The sequence below is a fragment of the Guptibacillus hwajinpoensis genome (assembly GCF_005144865.1).
GTDB lineage: Bacteria > Bacillota > Bacilli > Bacillales > Guptibacillaceae > Guptibacillus > Guptibacillus hwajinpoensis_A.
The window spans coordinates 1,149,004-1,166,116 of sequence record NZ_SWFM01000001.1; the positions used below are offsets into that span (position 1 = coordinate 1,149,004).

Below are 17,113 nucleotides of genomic sequence, written 5' to 3' on the forward strand. Positions count from 1 at the left end.
CATAATTAAGTAGTGTTTTTGTGCATATGTTTCCCAATATTGTAAATGCAAAGCCCTGCACTATCCAGAGCGATTGGATGACAGTTTTACTTTCCACATAAAAAAACGCCTCCGTAATGACGGAGAGCGTTTCATTTTACTATTCAACAATCACGCCACAAGCAATCCGATCCCCAGCATCACCAGACGGCTGTGAACTGTTGTCATCTGCGCCAGCATGAATAACAAGTGCTGTTCCGCCTTCTTTAAGTAATGAATTGTCTTTCCCAGCTTCGAGCGTCACTTTCTCATTCACAACTTCCTTTTGAATCGTGCCGTCAGCACTTACCTCAATATTCTCCATATCACCAGCATGTGGCCCATCTTCAGACATTGTTCCGTGATCGGCATTTGCGGGATTAAAGTGTCCACCAGCCGATTTAAAGTCAGGTGCTTCACATGACCCGGTTTCATGAATATGAAACCCGTGCGTTCCTTCAGGTAGGTTTGAAGCGTCTAGTTGAATCAACGTTCCATCTTCCTGTTGTTCCAGCTCAGCCGTTCCGACTTTTTCACCTTCTTGATTCATCATGTCCACTGTAATGCTTTCCTTCGTTTCCTCAGTTTGTTGCTCTTCGTTATCCATTGTTCCGTTGTTCTCAGAACCTGACGAATTTTCGCCATTCGATGTGTTGCAAGCAGTTAGTACAAGAAGAATAGTTAACATTGCGAAAAGAACGGTCCATCGTTTCATCTTGTTATCCCCTTTCTTCATTTCTTCATTTCTTCATTTCTTCATATACACCCTAACCCTTATAGGTTGGTTTTGAAACTCAAAAATTGGGGATTCCATCCATTTTCCTATGAGCATTCATTGGAATCGAGCCTTTAGGCACATGCGAAGAAAGAGCGTTATAGTGAAAAGGGATGACAAGATCTACTAAAAGATCTTGCCAGTAGGAAAAGACCTCTTGTCTTTGACGATCAAATCGGTTGCTTCCATTTACCAAAAACATCTCTCCACAGTCGCTTTTTGTAACTTGAATTCGAACATACCTCATTTCTTGACCACTATTTTTTGTAAAGCTCCCTCCTCCTCCAAAGTTAATGCATTCTTGTGGAATATGTGACCGCTTCCCTTCTTCACTTACATAGAAGTAGTTGTAGGTGGTTATCCCCGTTTCTATCTCTTCTGTTGATGTTAAGGTAATGCCGTACTCAAAAGATTCTAATCCATCAAGAAACTGCTTTTTCGCAACTGGAATCAGCGTATTTCCATCACGTTTCATTAAAGGAGGTTTGCCTGGAATATTGTACAGTGTAAGTATTGTTCCTTCAAAGCCTTCAGGAATTAAGTATGTATTGTTTGTTTCTGCTTCGTTCTCGTTTGTATCTTCAATTTGCATGAGCTGCCAAGCACCAACTCCTAGTATGATCAGTATCGTGAGCTGAAAGGCAAATCCTTTAGGACTCCATGATCGTATTCTGAAATTTAGCACTTCATCTGAAATAAAAAAGAGAGCTGCTGCACATAATGCGAAAAACCCGTAACCACCAATAATAAAAAACGTGAGCGCACCACAAGCAAGGTGAATAAGACCTGCCACTAGAAATCGTATTCTTGCTATTTTTTCAGATAGAATATCAGATAACATCGATGTCAGAAGACCATAAGTAAAAGTTCCAATTCCACTAAATATTAGAATAACAAAGATAAATTCAACCGCACCATCAGACTCACCATCAATTGACAAACTGAAAAACAAGCCCATTAATAATGTAGAGCAAAGGGCAGCTAGTAATTTCCTCTTAATTGATACCATCAAACCCCTCCTTCCCTTTTTAAGTAATAAGCATATAGTTTGTGATTGTTTTCACATAAAGTTTACCACAGTAGGTTTAATTCGTCCCGCTTCTCTACCAATTTCTTAAGCTGGTTCCTGTGAATTGTTCCTACCCTTTATGCTAAACTTACTTGAATACGGAGCATGTTGCTGCACGTGCGATAAAACTGCTTACACAAACAAAGGTGCTGTTCATATGATAAAAGTTATACTACTACTGATTGCATTTGGGACAGGATTTCTATTCGATCTCATGGGTATCCCTGCCGGCTGGTTATTAGGGGCGATGATCGTTGGTGTTTTCTACCGCCTCATGATTAACGATATAACGTATCCTAATCTTCTATTTGATCTTTCTCTCGCTGTTATCGGGGTGAGTATCGGGATAAGCATCAAAATCTCGATGTTTAAAGAAGTCGCTAGCTATTTACTTCCACTTGCAGTGTCGATGATCATTCTGTTAGTAGCTAGCTGGATATTAGGAAAGATTCTTGGTCGCTATTCGAATCTTGATGCGAAAACGGCGTTATTCTGCTGTTTACCAGCAGGAGCCTCTGTCATGATGGCGTTAAGTCGAGAGTATAAAGCGGACCTTGGCATTGTTGCAGCATTCCAAACGGTGCGAATTATGATGCTCGTTGCAACGATTCCAATTGTCGCTGGACTAATGACATCTTTCCTTTCTACAAAAGAAGTGGAATCAAGCGGACTAGGAAAAGTTGCGCAGGATACGTTGCCTTTACCCTTGGCTATACTCTGTTACCTACTTCTAATCGGGATAACTCTAGTTATAGCTAAAAAGTGGCGAATCCCAATCGCTCCCTTTCTTTATTCAATCTTGCTTGCTTTTCTCTTTCATGCCTTCGTTCAGCCATTACCTTCGATGCCAAACCTTGGCGTTGGGATTGGAATGGCGATGCTTGGAGTCATGATCGGAGTGCGGTTTGATCGTCGTTCGCTCTCTGACATTAAAAATATTGGATGGACAAGCGTTGGTATTCTACTCGCTTTTTTCTTCCTCACATTTGTGGTGACGTTCGTCTTCTATTTGATGACCCCAGTTGATTTCATCACAAGTCTACTGGCTATTGTTCCAGCTGGTGCACCACAGATGGCGTCGGTTGCCGCCTCACTTGAGCTTGACGGAAGTGTAGTAGCTGCCATGCAGGTTATTCGATTACTCGTTTTGATTCTTATTATCCCAGCGCTCGTTCCTTTTCTCGTATCGAAGGAAGGTAACGAGTCCGAAAACAGAATATAGAAAAGCATGTCTTTGTCGTTGTTGGATGAAAAATGAACATAAACACATCTTCATGATGCCACTACTAAATACCTAATGCAGTTTCATTCAATTTGTTGAAAATGTGAAATCGCGGATATATTCTCGTTTTCGCGGATATATTTAGAAACTCGCGGATAAAAATCGGTTTTCGCGGATATATCCAAAATATCGCCGATAAACACTGTGCTTAGCTCGTTTATTGATCAATAACTTGTGGAAACTAATGCTTAAATGTTATTAGTACACTAATTTCTTACTAACAAGACCAGAAAGGAGCTGCTCATGCCAATTTTATCAAGAGAATTCTATCAGCAACCTACGTTAGATCTAGCAAAAGCTTTACTGGGATGTGAATTGGTTAAAGAAACTGAAGAAGGACTAGCCTCCGGTTATATTGTTGAAACCGAAGCCTATTTAGGAGCTGAAGACCGAGCAGCTCATAGCTTTAACAACAAACGAACAAAGCGCACAGAAATAATGTTTGGTCCTGCTGGGAATGCTTATACGTATGTTATGCACACGCATTGTTTATTTAATGTTGTGAGTGGTGACATTGGAAATCCGGAAGCCGTTTTAATTCGTGCAGTTGAACCTGTTGGTGGTTTAGATTTAATGGAGAAGCGAAGAGCTGGTCGAAAGCAGAAGGAATGGACCAATGGCCCTGGTAAATTATCGAAAGCTCTTGGGATAGATCCTAGTGATTACGGTCATGCCTTAATGCGAGCTCCCCTCTATATTCAGAGCGGCTACCATCCTGAGCAAATCTCTGAAGGCAAACGAATCGGCATTGATAATTCTGGTGAAGCTAGGGACTATCTATACCGATTCTGGGTAACTGGGAATAAGTATGTGTCGAGGTAGGAATAATGCAATAGTTGGAATCATTAAAAGATAGTAAATCTTACTTCTTTGGAGGAATCATCATGTCTAATATCATTCATGAGGAACTGACTTACAAAACAACGCCGGAACATCTGTATAACACACTACTGGATTCAGAGAAATTTTCCGAAGCTACGGGAGCACATGCCAGAATTGAGCCAAATGCAGGTGGAGTTTTCTCCCTTTTTGAGGGTGAGATTGAAGGAATGACAGTTGAACTTGTACCAAATGAACGCATTGTTCAGGCATGGCGTGCGAACAACTGGGATGCTGGAGATTATTCGATTGTGAAATTTGATCTGAAAGCTGATGGAGATCAAACATTGCTCGTTTTTGATCATATTGGTTTCCCAGAACAATACGAAGATGACTTGATAGGCGGATGGAAAGAGCATTACTGGTCTAGACTAGAGAAGTATTTCAGTTAACTAGAAAAGAGGCTGACCGCAATGGTCAGCCTCTTTCCCTGTTTAGCTTGCTCCCTTGATGCTGTTCTTTAATCCCTTCATACATCCGTTGTGTTCACTTTCATGGTATATAGCAAACAGTAGCACTTCACCGATTGTAGTCAATTCATATGGACCTACCTTGAATGGTTGTGGAATCTCATCTTCTAGACGCCCCTGGAACGTTTCTTTCAATCGTCCTAGTTGTGCAGATAAGTTCGACTTCAGCTCATCAAGTTTTGGTGGCTCCGTTGTCCAGTCTTTCGGGCTGGTCCCACGTGAGAACATCTCACCATACCCTTCTGGTAAGTTCGCTTTTTCTCCTGTTTGAAGAAAAAGGAGTTGCTCTAAAGCTACATATACGTGACCAAGCTGCCAGCGTAACGAGTTTGGAAACCCTTCAGGAATAAGATCAGCATGCTCTTCTGTAATCTTTTCTGCACCCATTAAAAGGAATGTTCTTGTCATTTCGAATTGTTTCATTACATTGTTTTCCATTCTTACAAACACCTCTTCCTATTTTAATCATCAACCCTATGTACCTTTTCTAACACCAAATTCTTTTAAGGAAACTGATGTAACTCAACTGAATTGTACCATAAGTTCTGATATATTCAGGCAGAATTCGCTTGCTGGATTTATTACCTTTCCTAGCTATTTATCCTATCTTAAGTGGTTTATTGATATCTGGGTGGTACAAAAAATGAACTCTTAAACGACACTTTGCGTTTATAAACTTGCTAGCTACATTTGTCACAGGACCCTCTACTTCATCTAACATTCCCATGTAAAAGAGTAATTCCATCCTTCCTCATCTTTCTAAGTGATTAATCAATAGGATAAAAAAAGGAATAGATAACGTAGCATAGCGCTACATCTATCTACCCCGTTTTACTGGATCCGCTTTAAGACTGCGGAACCGATTGATCTTTCTGTTTGTTTCCGTTCGTCTGTAGCACTTTTAATCCGCTTCCGATATCTGATGCTAGGATGTAATTTCGGTCAACGAAGACACCCCAGATATCAGATTGCTCAGGTGTATATCGCGCAATTTCCGTCGGATCAGAAGGATTCGTAATGTCTACTGCTACAACTCCTCCAGCATAGTGAGAAAGGTAAAGTGTATTTCCACGTACTTTAGGATCATGAACTGTTTTTGCAAATGTTATATTGTTTTCTTCAGGAATATCATACGTTAATTCTGTTTTGAATTCGCTCAAGAGCTTCGGATTGGTTTTATCTTTAATATCAAAAATTCGCGTATACCCATAAGCTTCCTCATATCCTTCTTTAACAGGATTATAGACTTCACGCGTTTCAATTAGAATCGTACCACCTTTTGCAAGTGTTGCAGAGTGTGCCGAGCCCTGCTGATCAGAAGCAAAGTCTGTTCTTCCAAGGTATTCAGGATTCTCAGGGTTGGAAATATCGAACATAACGGTTCCAAGATCCCACATGGAAACATAGGCGTACTTTCCAGTTTCATCAACCATTGTACTATGATTGAAAAGTGGGCGTGTCTTCCCATCCGGTGATTTCCAGGCATAGCCGTTGAAATCATCCGCTACTTCAGGAAGCGTTCTTGGGTCAAACTGCCAAAGCGTTTCAGGGTTCGATGGATCTGTCACATCAACAATTTGAAAGTCTTTTTCTTCCCCATGACTGTAGTAATCAGCATAAGGGTTGGCAGCTACAACCACCGTTCGATTTCCCTGTGTAGTTAAATACAATTCGTGTGTGCCTCTCGTTTTCTTCGTTACTTCCCAGAAACCAAGTTTCTTAGGGCTTTCAGGATTTGTAACGTCATATAGAAGAAAGCCACCTTTTGATTCTGGATTGCTTTTATTTAGCTGCTGTACAGAAACAACTGCTAAATCACCTTTAAATTCCGGCGTGCTGATTGATTTAACGATTACTTTCTCTTGCCAAGTTCCTGGAATATCGTCATTCGCAAATACAGCAATCTCTTCAGGGTTTGCAGGATCCTTCATATCGAATACACGAACTCCACCATTTCCATTATTCTGGACATGTGTCCCTACGTAAGCGTATCCTTTGTGAGCATATACATCAGCAAATGAATTTTGCTTCCCGTCTTTACGTACTATATTCATCTCCGGAGCTGCCACTTCTTTTAAGAACTTAAGGTTTTTACTTCCTTCCATAACTGGTGCAGCAACATCCTCATAATTCGCACGCTCGCCTTTCTCAATATTTACATCACCAATTTCATCATGTGCGAGTGCCTGACTAGGGAGAACAATCGAAAAAGCTAGAACACCGGTCAACGCCGTCTTTACTATGTACCTACTTTTCAATACATCAACCTCCATTGTCAAAATAGTTTAATAATTTAAATACTAGCATGATTTATTTTATATTAAATGTTTATTATGGAAAATAACCCCAAAGAACTACCTTAATTATTGGAAACAGGACTAAAGAGGTGGCGTGTTCTGTTTTAAATTTGTGAGAAAACTACTAAAAAGAGGTCAGTCCCCCAGTGCGTTAAAGCGCTGGGGGACTGACCTCTTTTTATAACTCAAATGAACTTCTCCTCTGCCATTTAACTCAATTTGCTTTATATTATCAACTTCAATAATAAGAGGATAAGGTACTGAATACTGATTGGAGAAGATCCAGCGTCTGTTTGCAGGTCCTAATAGGATAAATGAACCGCCCTCCGCTTCTCCCAAGAAATTAAGTGAATCATTCTGAAGTGGTTCGTCATCTCTTACAGGAATCCCAAACGCCAATAATTCTTCCCCTACTGAATCTACCTTTGTCGTAGTAAGATTAATCTCGCTTATAGTCAGGATTTCCTCAACTGAAAATCCTAGAGTTTCACTACAAGGGGCCGTCAATTTTCTAGAGATCAATTCTACAATGTTACCCGCTGGATCAATAAAATAAAAAGACTGCGCATTTATATGCATAAAGAAGATCTCATCTTTATTTTCTTCTTTTGTTAAAGTCACTTTTTCTTTAGCCCAAGCCTTTGCTTCTTTAAATTTATTAACAGGAATCGTAAAAGCAAAGTGATAGAATGGGGTAGTTGAATTTGTAGTTTGTTTAAATGCTAATACACTTTTTCCAACCTTAATTTCAAAACCACTTTTGTCACTTTTTACTAATCTAAAACCAAACTTTTCAACATAGAAATCTCTCAGATCATTTACAACATGACTATAAAGTGTGAGTTTGTTAATATACAAGGCATGTCCTCCTAAACCTTTACTTGGTCCAATCTCTCAGCTCCATCATCTCAAAATCTATCTCATCATCTAATTTTAATGGTGTTATTAATTCTAAAGAGTTTCCATCTGGATCATCAAAATAGATAGCAGCGTGTGATTGGGGATAATTAGGTAGTACAATTGGTTGTTGGTCTGATTTAAAATTAAACGCTGTTCTAACTTCAATCCCTCTTTCATTTAACCATTCATTTGCATCCAGTAAGCCTTCTAACTCAACATATAAAGCGATATGCCTTAAAGAAGGGTGATAAGGCGTCTTAACCTTATCTGTCTTCCATAAACCAAGCCAGCTCTTTCCCTTTTCAATCCAAAAAAAGGTTACTTCATCGCCTTGATGAGCCAATTCTAATCCTAGTTTTTTGTAAAATTCTATTGACTCAGTTACATCACTTATTGGTAAATGTGCTTCATAAAGCCCTTTTATCATAGACATTCACTTCTTCCTATCTTTTTCTATTTAATAAAGTAGTCTAATGACCCCACTTCTTTAAACCTTAAACTCGGATGCATTGTCACAACGGCACCTAACAGAATGGTTAGGATTCCTCCAGTCATAATCGTTAAAGTTACACCGATATATTCTGCAAGTAACCCGCCTAGATAAACGCCGATTGGAAACCCCAAACCGGCAATTAAACCATATACTCCAAAGACCCTTCCTCGCAGTCGATTGGGTACTAATTTCTGCTTCAACGTTGGGGCTACGATATTGTAAGGTGAAAAAACAATTCCTCCTATAAACATGAGTGTATATACGACATAGGAATTAGTAGTGAATGCAAAGCTAAGAGGAACAAGTCCCCAAAGAATAATAATCGTTCCTAGTGCAAACGAATAAGGGAAATTCCTACCTAACCTTACCCATGCGATGGCACCTATAAATGAGCCTACCGCAAAAACAGACCACATTATGCCAAGCGTATCCGCATTTTCATTTAGAATTAGATCAACATAAACAGGTAGCATCGGTTCAAGAGGTGCGTAAGTAAAGTTAAAGAAAAACGTAACGAGCGCAATCATGATGAGAACATTATAATGCTTAATAAAAGCGAATCCTTCTACCGTATCTTTTTTGAAACGGCTTACCTTATCAGCTAATTTGTCATTCGTTTTTCTTTGTATTTCTCCCTGATAAGCTGATCTAGGAATTCTTATGTACAAGAGGGAAGCTGAGAAGAAACAAAGGACATTGATCAAGAGCGTTAAAGGAGCACCGAATAGCGCCGTACTGAATCCTCCTAACGCTGGACCAATGAGTGAACCGACTTGTCCGGTCATCGTAAATAAAGCATTTCCTCTTTCTAATTCATTACTTTCTAAGAACTCAGGAAGGATTGAAGAAGTACCAATTGTCGTAAAAGAGGAGAGAAGACCATTTAAGAAAACTACAACTACAATCATCCATAATGTGAGGATATCAAACCAGTATAGAAATGGGATAAGTGAAAGCAGAATGCCTCTTACAGCATTTTCAGCAACCATGACGAATCTTCTATCATATTCGTCGAGGATTCCTCCAACAAAAATACTCGATACTAAAGGAGCGATGGTAGCTGCCGAAATAACAATTCCAATTGAAAGAGCTGAACCTGTCACTTGATACACAAACCATCCAAGTGCTACCCATGAAAGCTTTCTTCCTAAATTAAGAACGGTTGCTGCTAGTAAGAAATTTCTATAATCGTGATTCTTTACTAGCTTAATATATGCATCCAAAACTGCCACCTCTACTTAAAAGAGAATATACATCAATCATAATCGAAAGTGATATGAATCTAAATCAGCTATTCTACTGACCTTATCTACAACTTTTGAATGAGGTAGAGCATTTGATATATAGAAAAAGCTGAAGATGATTGCATCACTCTTCAGCTTTTTCATGACTGTGACTGTTCAATTTTTCTTTACATAGCCTATGGATTCTCGGTTGTTTCACAATGTATTTCTCTCAATCTCTTTCTCACCTAAATTTTCTACAAACCTTAATAAATACCCATCAGGATCCATAACTAAAAATTCCTTTTGTCCTTTCATTTTCGTATCCGCTCTGTACCAATTCTCCTCAACATCGAATTTAATCGGATAACTATTCTTTTTGAGACTATCGTATATCGAATTAATATCATGAACTATGATTTGAAAATTAACCCCTCTTCCATATGGATAAGTGAGTTCACCGGTCTCCCAGTAACCATTCACTTCTTCGAGCATGATCTGACACCCTTCTAGAGATAAGAGTGCGAATTTGTCCTCAGGTCGCTGATAGTTCATCTCAAACAAAAGGACGTCTAGATAGAATTCTATACTACGTTCAATACTTGAAACTGACAGCTCAGGTATTAATGCATTTAAGTTATACATCATTGCTTCCTCCATCTTTAATTTCGTTATTAGTGAAATAATAAAAAACCAGGCATTGCCCGATATTTGGCATTTACCTGGATTTCCTAATCGTGCTTATTCGTCCATTCCTCTCTTAAAATAGCATAAAGATATTCACTTCCCCATTCCCCTTTGAACCATATGTTCTTTAGAAAATGTCCTTCTCTTCTCATTCCAAGCCTCTCTAACAACTTTACGGACGGTTTGTTTCTAACATCCGTAATAGCAATAACTCGATGCTTTTTAAGAGCAGTAAATAAATAATCTACGAAACAATTTATTGCTTCAATCGCATATCCATTTCCCTGATAACGAGGCTCCAAAGTAAAACCGATTTCTACCTGCGCTGGATCATCGGTTAAGGGATGCATCACACAGTCACCAATTAGTTCATTTGTATCCTTTAATTCAATCGCAATCTGATAATATTCACCTGGATTATTGAAGGACGCTTGCAACATTTCTTCTATGAACTTCATTCCCTGTTCTCTCGTGAAGTTCTCCCATGATTGGTACCTTGCGACGTTAGGATTCGCTCTGTATCGGACAAAGTTGTCCAAATCCAAAGCATGAAATGGCCTTAACCGTAACCGCGAGCTTTCCACGCCCTTAAATTTATTATGAATCGTCAATACCTACACCTCTTCATTCAATAAGCTACTTTACCATTACAACTTCTTTCGTTTTAAAATCAACAGTATAGTAATCTTGAACTTTTATTTCTCCATTTACAGCTTCATAAGTTCTGATGATGTATTTGGTACCTTCCTCTTTCAAATAGTCAACGGTATACCGTTCTTTTTCTTCCGTGCTAAGCTCATTGTAAACCAAAACTTCAGCATCATCTTTTGAAAGTATATTTTTCTCTTCAGCCTCTTAATCGCTAACGGTTTTCCCCCCACTATCGGACTGGTTAGCAGCACAGGCAGCTAACTGACTTACTAAAAGACACATCACTAAGAAGAATAAAAAGTTGTTCTTCAAAAGATTACTTCCTTTCCACTTTTCTTTACACCTCTATGTAAACTCTACCTATCATTTTAATTGCCTCCACATTGGAGAAATAATCTTCTAACTAAAAAAAGAGGCTTATTCGCCCCCTCCACATCCTCCGCCATCTCCTCCAAAGCTATCACAGTTGTGCGAACTACTATACCCGCCTGAATGAAAAGTAGCATGATCTCCTCCACCAGAATGACCACGATTGTTTGTCTTTGATGCACCAATGGCAAATAAGATAATAACGATCGGAATTAAAATGATTGCTGACATTTTCATCACCCCTTTCTTACCTTTACGTATAAACCTCAGCTGAGGTTTCAAGAGTTCAGAAAATAAAGACAAGACGATCTGGTATTTCGAAAAGGTTCTTTTCTAAAAGATTGTTGCTTTTGAAAGAAGTTTTGTATAAAGATCCACACTTAGCTAATTGGAGCGGAAGGATGCTCGACTCCTGCGGGCTGCGGGACTAGCGGGACAGGTGAGACCCCACAGGCGCAATGTTTTTGTGCGCCGAGGAGGCTCAAGCGTCCCGCCCCAAGGAAAGCGGGTAGGAGCGGAAATCCCTCTCATTCTTATAGCAACAATGTTTACGAAAACAGCCTTCGAGAAAAAGCTCAACAAAACTTTAGTATTTTATCTAACGATTACCATGAAGATACGCTTCTAAAAAAACGAATGACCATTCTTGGTATAGCCATGACAATCGTAATGACTACTTCAACGATTATACTTTCTCTAATTTCAAGAAGAAGCTCTTTAAAGTAACCTGGTTCTTGTTTCTTTCCCAGCTGTGGTTTTGAATTAGATCGTTTCAAGTAAACAATCGTACAAATGAAAGACAATGCTACAATTGCCATCCACAAATAAGTCGAAACAACGTCCCCACCAAGGCCATATGCATCCACGATATATCCTTCACAAACAATCGTGAGTGAAGATAGAACTAGGCAGATAAAAAGAATACTAAAAAACGAGAATCGGTTCAGTAATTTTTTTTTGCTACGAAACAAAACCATAGCAAGGAGCGTGACTAGAAAAAAAATGATTACGATCAGCACAGGTCTAAGATAAATAAAATCCGGGTTTAAATTGTTCAATACACTCTTCCTCCAAAATCATGATATACAGGTAAAACGATGATCATTCACACTTCAATAATACCATTTAACGGTAAATACAAATGAGGTTCTCCATAAAAAAAGTTAGAGTTGAAAACACAAAAAACCACCATTCTTAAAAAGGCGGCTTCTGATTCTATGAATGACGTTATTAGTAATCTTATGATCTGTGATAGCTGCTGTGGCCGTGGTGAAATCCGTAACCTGGATAATACCCTGTGTGACTATGATGATAACCATAGCCCGGGTAATAACTACCTTGACCGTGATGAAAACCATACCCTGGATAGTAACTAGTGTGACCATGGTGAAATCCATATCCTGGATAATAGCCACCATGACCATGATGATAACCGTATCCAAACTGTCTTTGCAAACAAATCTCCCCCTCTAATCCATTCACCATAGTGTATGTGGCTGCATTTAGAGGGGTATAGGCGCTTGGACTACTTGGATATTTAGATTTATTACATAACTAGTTTCACTATAAAATTTCATAATTAATTAATCTATTCATTCCCCTTACTCTTTTTCTCCACTTCCATTAGCCACTCCTGAAACTCACCTTCACTCATTTCATCTGTTAAAGAAACAGCTTTCCTGGCATACTAAATTAGATAAAAAGGATATTTAAACAATCGGGGCTTTGATTGAACACACCTGCTTATAAAAAAAACGGTTAGGGGTTACTGCCTCTAACCATTCTTTGTATGGTTTTCTTGTTATTTGTATCGCTTATTAGACAACCATTCACTTGAACAATTGTAGCGAAAATTTCCTTACTCAAAATACCTTTAGCTTCCTTCTCATTCTTCTACAACAATTGAATATGTCCCTTCCTTCCATCATTATATTCCTATTTCAATAAACAAATTAAGACACCTACCGGTTAGATAAGTGTCCCATTTTGTCTATTTAAAAGCTGCTTTACTGCTCCTTTTGTTATTTCTCTTTTGCACTTTCACACTCTTTACATGGAAAAACCTCACGAAGTTTTGCATCTCTTAGCCAAATTCCTCCCCAGGCTAAGATGGCTAAGTAGACTGGAAATAGTGTATGAGTAAACAATGGATTATCTAATCGAATATGCGTTGCGATTGCACCACCGAAATAACCGGTTAATAACACTGCACCTAGAATGGAAGATCGAGGTAGTGCATAAAGAAGCGCAGATAGGAAGCCAAGGATACCAATCACCAATAGATGATGTTCAGAATAACCGAGCGCTAATGTACCTTCTACAACCGAAGTAGGCTTATAAAATTTGGACATGCTATCAAGAATCATTAACAGAATAACAATACCGCTCATCAGTTTGGCAACCCAAATCCTACTTTTAGACATGGTGTTTTCCATATTTGTTCCCCCTCTTTCAGAGTAACGTATGACCTTACTTTCTATATACATACTTCCTTAGCAACGTCTTTATGTCTTGTAGAAGACCTACTTCACTTAAAGGAATAGCCTACTTCTGTGTAGAAAAAGATTTATATATGCAAAAAGGAGGGTCGAGTGGATGGAGCAGCGTCATGATATTCTTTTCAATCAATTAGAAGACTTCAGAGGTTACCTGTTGAAAGTCGCAAATGTGAGTGAGGAAGAAGGAGAGTTTGTTCCGAAAGGTTTTAAGAATAATATCCGATGGAACCTCGGCCATGTTTATGTGGAACTATATATGTGGATTGAGACGTTAACGAAGGAAAAGGCTTCAATACCGCAGCATTTCAACGAATGGTTTGGATGGGGAAGTTCCCCAGAACACTTTACAGATGAAACGCCATCACTTGAAGATTTGAAGGTTTTATTAAAGAGTCAACTATCTGATATTAAGAAAACCTATGGTGAACGATTAGAGGAAGTTTTTTCACCTACAGAAATGTGGGAGATGAGTACAATTGAACAAGTGCTGCGCTGGACAACTTTCCATGAGGGAATGCACCTTCAAGCAATCTTGGATATTAGAAAATGTATAAAAGCTTGAAATGCAACTATTAGTAAACCCTTCCAAAATTAGAAATCACTTGTTTAGCATCTTTGGCAATATTCTAGTAGAATAAGAAGAATAATCAAAAGAAAGGGTGATGACTTGCAGAGTAAAATGAATCAATTATTTGTAGATCAGAAGAGTGTTCATGTGTTGTATGCCTATAGTGACATGCAGAAATACATGGAACAGGTATTGAGTTATGTACAAGAAGGCGTGCTTGCTGGAGATTATGTTATTTTAATTGAAAACGAACCGCTTTACCGTATGATTTATAAAGGATTAAACGAACGGTTAACGGAAGAACAAATGAAGTTTGTTCACCGCGTAAATAGCTTTGATTTCTATTTTTCAAGTGGCAGTTATCATCCACCTGCAATTGAGGCTTACTTTAATAAAGTGGTACAGCCATATGTGGAAAACAATATCTCTTTTCGATCTTGGGCACATGTTGAATGGGCTAGTATGGAGGAGCCACTCCATCTAATAGAAGATTTCGAGAAAATTGTAGACGGAGCTGTCAATCAATACTCGTTCCCATTAATTTGTGCGTACGATGGAGAAAGAATGCCAGACTATCTTGTTAAGATTCTGATGGAAACACACCCATATGTCCTTATGGAAGAGGATTTCATCGCTTCCGAACAATACCAATCAAGTTGATCAATATAAAAGACATGCTGATGCAAAAATCATAAGCATGTCTTTCTATGTTAAAGCTCTCTTAATTCTATTTTCCTTCTTTATATCTAATCAACTAGACCGTTTCCTATGTATTGATTGCTTTCAATATCTGCGTAGACAACCAGATTATTTGTTGATGAAATACTATTAGTCGGAAACGTGATGGCATACACTTCTCTAATTAAATCTAAGTTGATATCAGTTAAATTGCTAGATACTCTATGATCTGTCACCTTAACTTTCGAGACATCCCCATCTTTCCATGTACCTTTAATAAACTCCTTTTGATCTGACGGTAACTGCTCCCAAACAACTTTCCGAATATCTTCTTCTGCAGTAACGCCTTTGTGATCACCTTGTTTTTGTGGAATGTTACTTCCTTCTTCACTTTGATTTGTACAGGCCATAACTCCTAGTAGCAGGAATGTAAAAAGGAGAAGTTGAGTTGTTATTTTGATAGTAAAACCTCCATAATGTTGCTGCAATTATTTATTTTTTTCTTCTAACAGCTGTATAATCCGATCTAGCTTTTCATCGATTGATTTATTACTTTTATTTTTCACATTGGAATTAATAAGCAATCTTCTTATATATAAAGTGAAAGATGCTACGCAAATAAGAATTACCATCATCACAGTGACAAACACGAAAACGGTATTGCCCGGTCCCAAAATATCATACCCCCCTTTACGTTAGTATTTTGTAAGAGTGATTGATAAACCCCCATATTATGATGGCAGCTGCTGCTATTGCAAACAGCAAATTTATGTACGCACTCTTTTGATGACCTTTCAAAAAGTCCTTTATCATGTGATTCAAGCATAGAAACATCCAAAAAAGCAATAAAAATAAACCACCAAGATAATCATTTAAGTGGTTATTGTCAAAGATCATCTGAAAAGCTCCAAGAATCATGAGGGCACAAAGTATGTTAAGTCCTATACTTACACTTTTTCCGAACCCTTTGCTTTTTGGATTAGCACCTTCCATTACCCCACACCCACTTTCTAGCCCTTCTTACATTTTATCGATACCTGAAATTACTACCCAAGATAATAATATGAAGACTGAAGAAACAATATTTAATAAAGCAATCGTTGTGGTAACTTGTTTAGATAAACTGATAACACCAATTAGTAAAGCTGAAGTCGGTATTAGTAACCAAATCAAATCTTGCAAGGTTTCATTATAAGATCCAATCATTCCGAGAATGTTTGTTAGAAACATAAGCAGCCACAAACCTTGTAAAGCTAACGTTGCTTTAGAAAGCTTTAATATGTATTCCTTTGACATAATGCCCACCCTTCATCTCTTATTCGCTCTACGTTCAATAGCAAAATAAAACGTAGCGGTGACGAATAGAGTAGTTGAAAGGAAAAGCACATTCCCATTCCACTCTCCATTAAATATGGTCACGTTAACTAGAGTAGTTGTATGCATGATGAATAGTAAGATAAATAAAATTGTATAGGTTTTCAAATAGGTCACCTCTACTTCCTCAAAGTATTTAAGAATAATTCAATCAGCTTTATTACATATACGGATGAAAAAGGATTAAGTTTCCATATATAGCTTGTTTCGTAGACTTTGTTGCTATAAGAGGAGTGATTGATTTCCGCTCCTACCCGCTTTCCGCGGGGCGGGCGCTGAGCCTCCTCGGCGCATAAAAACATTGCGCCTGTGGGGTCTCACCTGTCCCGCTTATCCCGCAGGAGTCGAGCACCCTTCCGCTCCAATCAGCTAAGTGGGGTTCTCTATAGAAAAACCTTTTAAAAGCAATTATCTTTTAGAAACGAGCCAAGAATAAAACTAACTAAGGCTTTCCTATTACAAGATATGAAGTGAGGATCCCTTCTAATTCTTTAATCAACTTTGGTAAGTATGATTGATCTGAATCAAATTCAAATTGAAGAACTGCACCTGTCCCTATTGGATGGCAAGTTTCACAAGTCCACATTAATTTACCTAACAAATTCATCTTCCCTTCAATCTTCACAGCACCTTCCATGCTATCTAGAAGAGCCTTTCCTTTCATTTTTTCATCCATATCTTTTAACTGATTTTGAAAAGACAAGAACTCATCCGTTCTTAAGTCAGCGCAGAAATCTGCTTTATACCCTGGTATTTGAAGCGTGACGTTTGAGAATACCCAATTTCCATCCCAATAATCTGTACGATCAGGATGGCTCCTGCCCATTACTTCAATTACGATTTTCATGTCGTCTCCTAAAAGATGTAACTTCAAGTTATTTC

Annotated in this window: 24 protein-coding genes; 5 read left to right on the forward strand and 19 right to left on the reverse strand. The window is 38.4% G+C overall.

Going from position 1 to position 17,113, the window contains the following annotated elements; translation table 11 throughout:
• Positions 1–139 precede the first annotated feature (139 nt).
• Both FBF83_RS05735 and FBF83_RS05740 read right to left on the reverse strand, forming a co-directional pair.
• Positions 140–733 carry a superoxide dismutase family protein gene (locus FBF83_RS05735; protein ID WP_136946142.1) on the reverse strand — a complete coding sequence of 198 codons (594 nt, stop codon included), beginning with the start codon at positions 731–733 and terminating at the stop codon, positions 140–142.
• A gap of 79 nt (positions 734–812) precedes the next feature.
• Positions 813–1,802, reverse strand: coding sequence for a DUF6843 domain-containing protein (locus FBF83_RS05740; protein WP_136946143.1), 990 nt, complete (start codon positions 1,800–1,802; stop codon positions 813–815).
• A 217-nt stretch (positions 1,803–2,019) separates the two neighbouring features.
• Here FBF83_RS05740 and FBF83_RS05745 point away from each other — a divergent pair, with 217 nt between their 5' ends.
• The 3 genes from FBF83_RS05745 to FBF83_RS05755 all read left to right on the forward strand — a co-directional run bounded on the left by FBF83_RS05745 (position 2,020) and on the right by FBF83_RS05755 (position 4,415).
• Positions 2,020–3,084 carry an AbrB family transcriptional regulator gene (locus tag FBF83_RS05745; protein WP_169525204.1) on the forward strand — a complete coding sequence of 355 codons (1,065 nt, stop codon included), beginning with the start codon at positions 2,020–2,022 and terminating at the stop codon, positions 3,082–3,084.
• Positions 3,085–3,387: 303 nt separating this feature from the next.
• The gene (locus FBF83_RS05750; protein WP_136946145.1) at positions 3,388–3,966 is read left to right on the forward strand and encodes a DNA-3-methyladenine glycosylase; all 579 of its coding nucleotides are present in this window, start codon (positions 3,388–3,390) and stop codon (positions 3,964–3,966) included.
• Between the two features lie 62 nt (positions 3,967–4,028).
• Positions 4,029–4,415 carry an SRPBCC domain-containing protein gene (locus FBF83_RS05755; RefSeq protein ID WP_136946146.1) on the forward strand — a complete coding sequence of 129 codons (387 nt, stop codon included), beginning with the start codon at positions 4,029–4,031 and terminating at the stop codon, positions 4,413–4,415.
• Between the two features lie 42 nt (positions 4,416–4,457).
• Here FBF83_RS05755 and FBF83_RS05760 read toward each other — a convergent pair whose 3' ends face one another.
• The 12 genes from FBF83_RS05760 to FBF83_RS05810 form a co-directional block, all read right to left on the reverse strand.
• Positions 4,458–4,931 (reverse strand): DinB family protein, encoded by a 474-nt coding sequence (locus FBF83_RS05760; protein WP_136946147.1) that lies wholly within the window; start codon positions 4,929–4,931, stop codon positions 4,458–4,460.
• A gap of 407 nt (positions 4,932–5,338) precedes the next feature.
• A complete protein-coding gene (locus FBF83_RS05765) occupies positions 5,339–6,751 on the reverse strand; it encodes an LVIVD repeat-containing protein (protein ID WP_136946148.1) in 1,413 nt (470 codons plus the stop codon).
• A 174-nt stretch (positions 6,752–6,925) separates the two neighbouring features.
• A complete protein-coding gene (locus FBF83_RS05770) occupies positions 6,926–7,648 on the reverse strand; it encodes a glyoxalase (RefSeq protein WP_136946149.1) in 723 nt (240 codons plus the stop codon).
• Between the two features lie 19 nt (positions 7,649–7,667).
• Positions 7,668–8,117: a VOC family protein gene (locus FBF83_RS05775; RefSeq protein ID WP_136946500.1), complete on the reverse strand. Its 450-nt coding sequence runs from the start codon at positions 8,115–8,117 to the stop codon at positions 7,668–7,670.
• Positions 8,118–8,143: 26 nt separating this feature from the next.
• On the reverse strand, positions 8,144–9,406 hold the full coding sequence (locus tag FBF83_RS05780) for an MFS transporter (protein WP_169525205.1): 1,263 nt from the start codon (positions 9,404–9,406) through the stop codon (positions 8,144–8,146).
• A gap of 216 nt (positions 9,407–9,622) precedes the next feature.
• Positions 9,623–10,051 carry a bleomycin resistance protein gene (locus FBF83_RS05785; protein WP_136946151.1) on the reverse strand — a complete coding sequence of 143 codons (429 nt, stop codon included), beginning with the start codon at positions 10,049–10,051 and terminating at the stop codon, positions 9,623–9,625.
• An 86-nt stretch (positions 10,052–10,137) separates the two neighbouring features.
• Complete coding sequence (locus FBF83_RS05790) at positions 10,138–10,677, reverse strand: GNAT family N-acetyltransferase (protein ID WP_240688020.1); 540 nt, start codon at positions 10,675–10,677, stop codon at positions 10,138–10,140.
• 52 nt (positions 10,678–10,729) lie between these two features.
• On the reverse strand, positions 10,730–10,903 hold the full coding sequence (locus FBF83_RS20745; protein ID WP_169525206.1) for a hypothetical protein: 174 nt from the start codon (positions 10,901–10,903) through the stop codon (positions 10,730–10,732).
• Positions 10,904–11,161: 258 nt separating this feature from the next.
• Positions 11,162–11,344, reverse strand: a complete 183-nt coding sequence (locus FBF83_RS05795; RefSeq protein ID WP_136946152.1) for a hypothetical protein — start codon at positions 11,342–11,344, stop codon at positions 11,162–11,164.
• Between the two features lie 374 nt (positions 11,345–11,718).
• A complete protein-coding gene (locus tag FBF83_RS05800) occupies positions 11,719–12,171 on the reverse strand; it encodes a hypothetical protein (protein ID WP_136946153.1) in 453 nt (150 codons plus the stop codon).
• Positions 12,172–12,352: 181 nt separating this feature from the next.
• Positions 12,353–12,568 (reverse strand): hypothetical protein, encoded by a 216-nt coding sequence (locus FBF83_RS05805; RefSeq protein WP_338109118.1) that lies wholly within the window; start codon positions 12,566–12,568, stop codon positions 12,353–12,355.
• A 566-nt stretch (positions 12,569–13,134) separates the two neighbouring features.
• Entirely contained in the window at positions 13,135–13,548 is a 414-nt protein-coding gene (locus FBF83_RS05810) for a DoxX family protein (protein ID WP_136946155.1), read from the reverse strand.
• A gap of 160 nt (positions 13,549–13,708) precedes the next feature.
• On the opposite strand from FBF83_RS05810, the gene FBF83_RS05815 reads away from it, so the two are divergent.
• Positions 13,709–14,173, forward strand: a complete 465-nt coding sequence (locus tag FBF83_RS05815) for a DinB family protein (protein WP_136946156.1) — start codon at positions 13,709–13,711, stop codon at positions 14,171–14,173.
• 105 nt (positions 14,174–14,278) lie between these two features.
• Positions 14,279–14,839, forward strand: a complete 561-nt coding sequence (locus FBF83_RS05820; protein WP_136946157.1) for an MEDS domain-containing protein — start codon at positions 14,279–14,281, stop codon at positions 14,837–14,839.
• 86 nt (positions 14,840–14,925) lie between these two features.
• On the opposite strand, the gene FBF83_RS05825 is transcribed toward FBF83_RS05820, so the two are convergent.
• The 5 genes from FBF83_RS05825 to FBF83_RS05845 form a co-directional block, all read right to left on the reverse strand.
• Positions 14,926–15,267: a hypothetical protein gene (locus FBF83_RS05825; RefSeq protein WP_136946158.1), complete on the reverse strand. Its 342-nt coding sequence runs from the start codon at positions 15,265–15,267 to the stop codon at positions 14,926–14,928.
• Positions 15,268–15,345: 78 nt separating this feature from the next.
• Positions 15,346–15,492 (reverse strand): DUF4083 family protein, encoded by a 147-nt coding sequence (locus FBF83_RS05830; RefSeq protein WP_136946502.1) that lies wholly within the window; start codon positions 15,490–15,492, stop codon positions 15,346–15,348.
• 55 nt (positions 15,493–15,547) lie between these two features.
• Positions 15,548–15,850 (reverse strand): hypothetical protein, encoded by a 303-nt coding sequence (locus FBF83_RS05835; protein ID WP_136946159.1) that lies wholly within the window; start codon positions 15,848–15,850, stop codon positions 15,548–15,550.
• Positions 15,851–15,877: 27 nt separating this feature from the next.
• Entirely contained in the window at positions 15,878–16,153 is a 276-nt protein-coding gene (locus tag FBF83_RS05840; protein WP_136946160.1) for a hypothetical protein, read from the reverse strand.
• Between the two features lie 520 nt (positions 16,154–16,673).
• Positions 16,674–17,105 carry a hypothetical protein gene (locus tag FBF83_RS05845; protein WP_136946161.1) on the reverse strand — a complete coding sequence of 144 codons (432 nt, stop codon included), beginning with the start codon at positions 17,103–17,105 and terminating at the stop codon, positions 16,674–16,676.
• Positions 17,106–17,113: the final 8 nt, after the last annotated feature.

Bases quoted from the DNA above. Each gene is read 5' to 3' on its own strand.
- FBF83_RS05735 (WP_136946142.1), bottom strand. From the start codon at position 733: ATGAAACGATGGACCGTTCTTTTCGCAATGTTAACTATTCTTCTTGTA.
- FBF83_RS05740 (WP_136946143.1), bottom strand. From the start codon at position 1,802: ATGGTATCAATTAAGAGGAAATTACTAGCTGCCCTTTGCTCTACATTA.
- FBF83_RS05745 (WP_169525204.1), top strand. From the start codon at position 2,020: ATGATAAAAGTTATACTACTACTGATTGCATTTGGGACAGGATTTCTA.
- FBF83_RS05750 (WP_136946145.1), top strand. From the start codon at position 3,388: ATGCCAATTTTATCAAGAGAATTCTATCAGCAACCTACGTTAGATCTA.
- FBF83_RS05755 (WP_136946146.1), top strand. From the start codon at position 4,029: ATGTCTAATATCATTCATGAGGAACTGACTTACAAAACAACGCCGGAA.
- FBF83_RS05760 (WP_136946147.1), bottom strand. From the start codon at position 4,931: ATGGAAAACAATGTAATGAAACAATTCGAAATGACAAGAACATTCCTT.
- FBF83_RS05775 (WP_136946500.1), bottom strand. From the start codon at position 8,117: ATGATAAAAGGGCTTTATGAAGCACATTTACCAATAAGTGATGTAACT.
- FBF83_RS05785 (WP_136946151.1), bottom strand. From the start codon at position 10,051: ATGTATAACTTAAATGCATTAATACCTGAGCTGTCAGTTTCAAGTATT.
- FBF83_RS05795 (WP_136946152.1), bottom strand. From the start codon at position 11,344: ATGTCAGCAATCATTTTAATTCCGATCGTTATTATCTTATTTGCCATT.
- FBF83_RS05810 (WP_136946155.1), bottom strand. From the start codon at position 13,548: ATGGAAAACACCATGTCTAAAAGTAGGATTTGGGTTGCCAAACTGATG.
- FBF83_RS05815 (WP_136946156.1), top strand. From the start codon at position 13,709: ATGGAGCAGCGTCATGATATTCTTTTCAATCAATTAGAAGACTTCAGA.
- FBF83_RS05825 (WP_136946158.1), bottom strand. From the start codon at position 15,267: ATGGCCTGTACAAATCAAAGTGAAGAAGGAAGTAACATTCCACAAAAA.
- FBF83_RS05830 (WP_136946502.1), bottom strand. From the start codon at position 15,492: ATGATGGTAATTCTTATTTGCGTAGCATCTTTCACTTTATATATAAGA.
- FBF83_RS05835 (WP_136946159.1), bottom strand. From the start codon at position 15,850: ATGGAAGGTGCTAATCCAAAAAGCAAAGGGTTCGGAAAAAGTGTAAGT.
- FBF83_RS05840 (WP_136946160.1), bottom strand. From the start codon at position 16,153: ATGTCAAAGGAATACATATTAAAGCTTTCTAAAGCAACGTTAGCTTTA.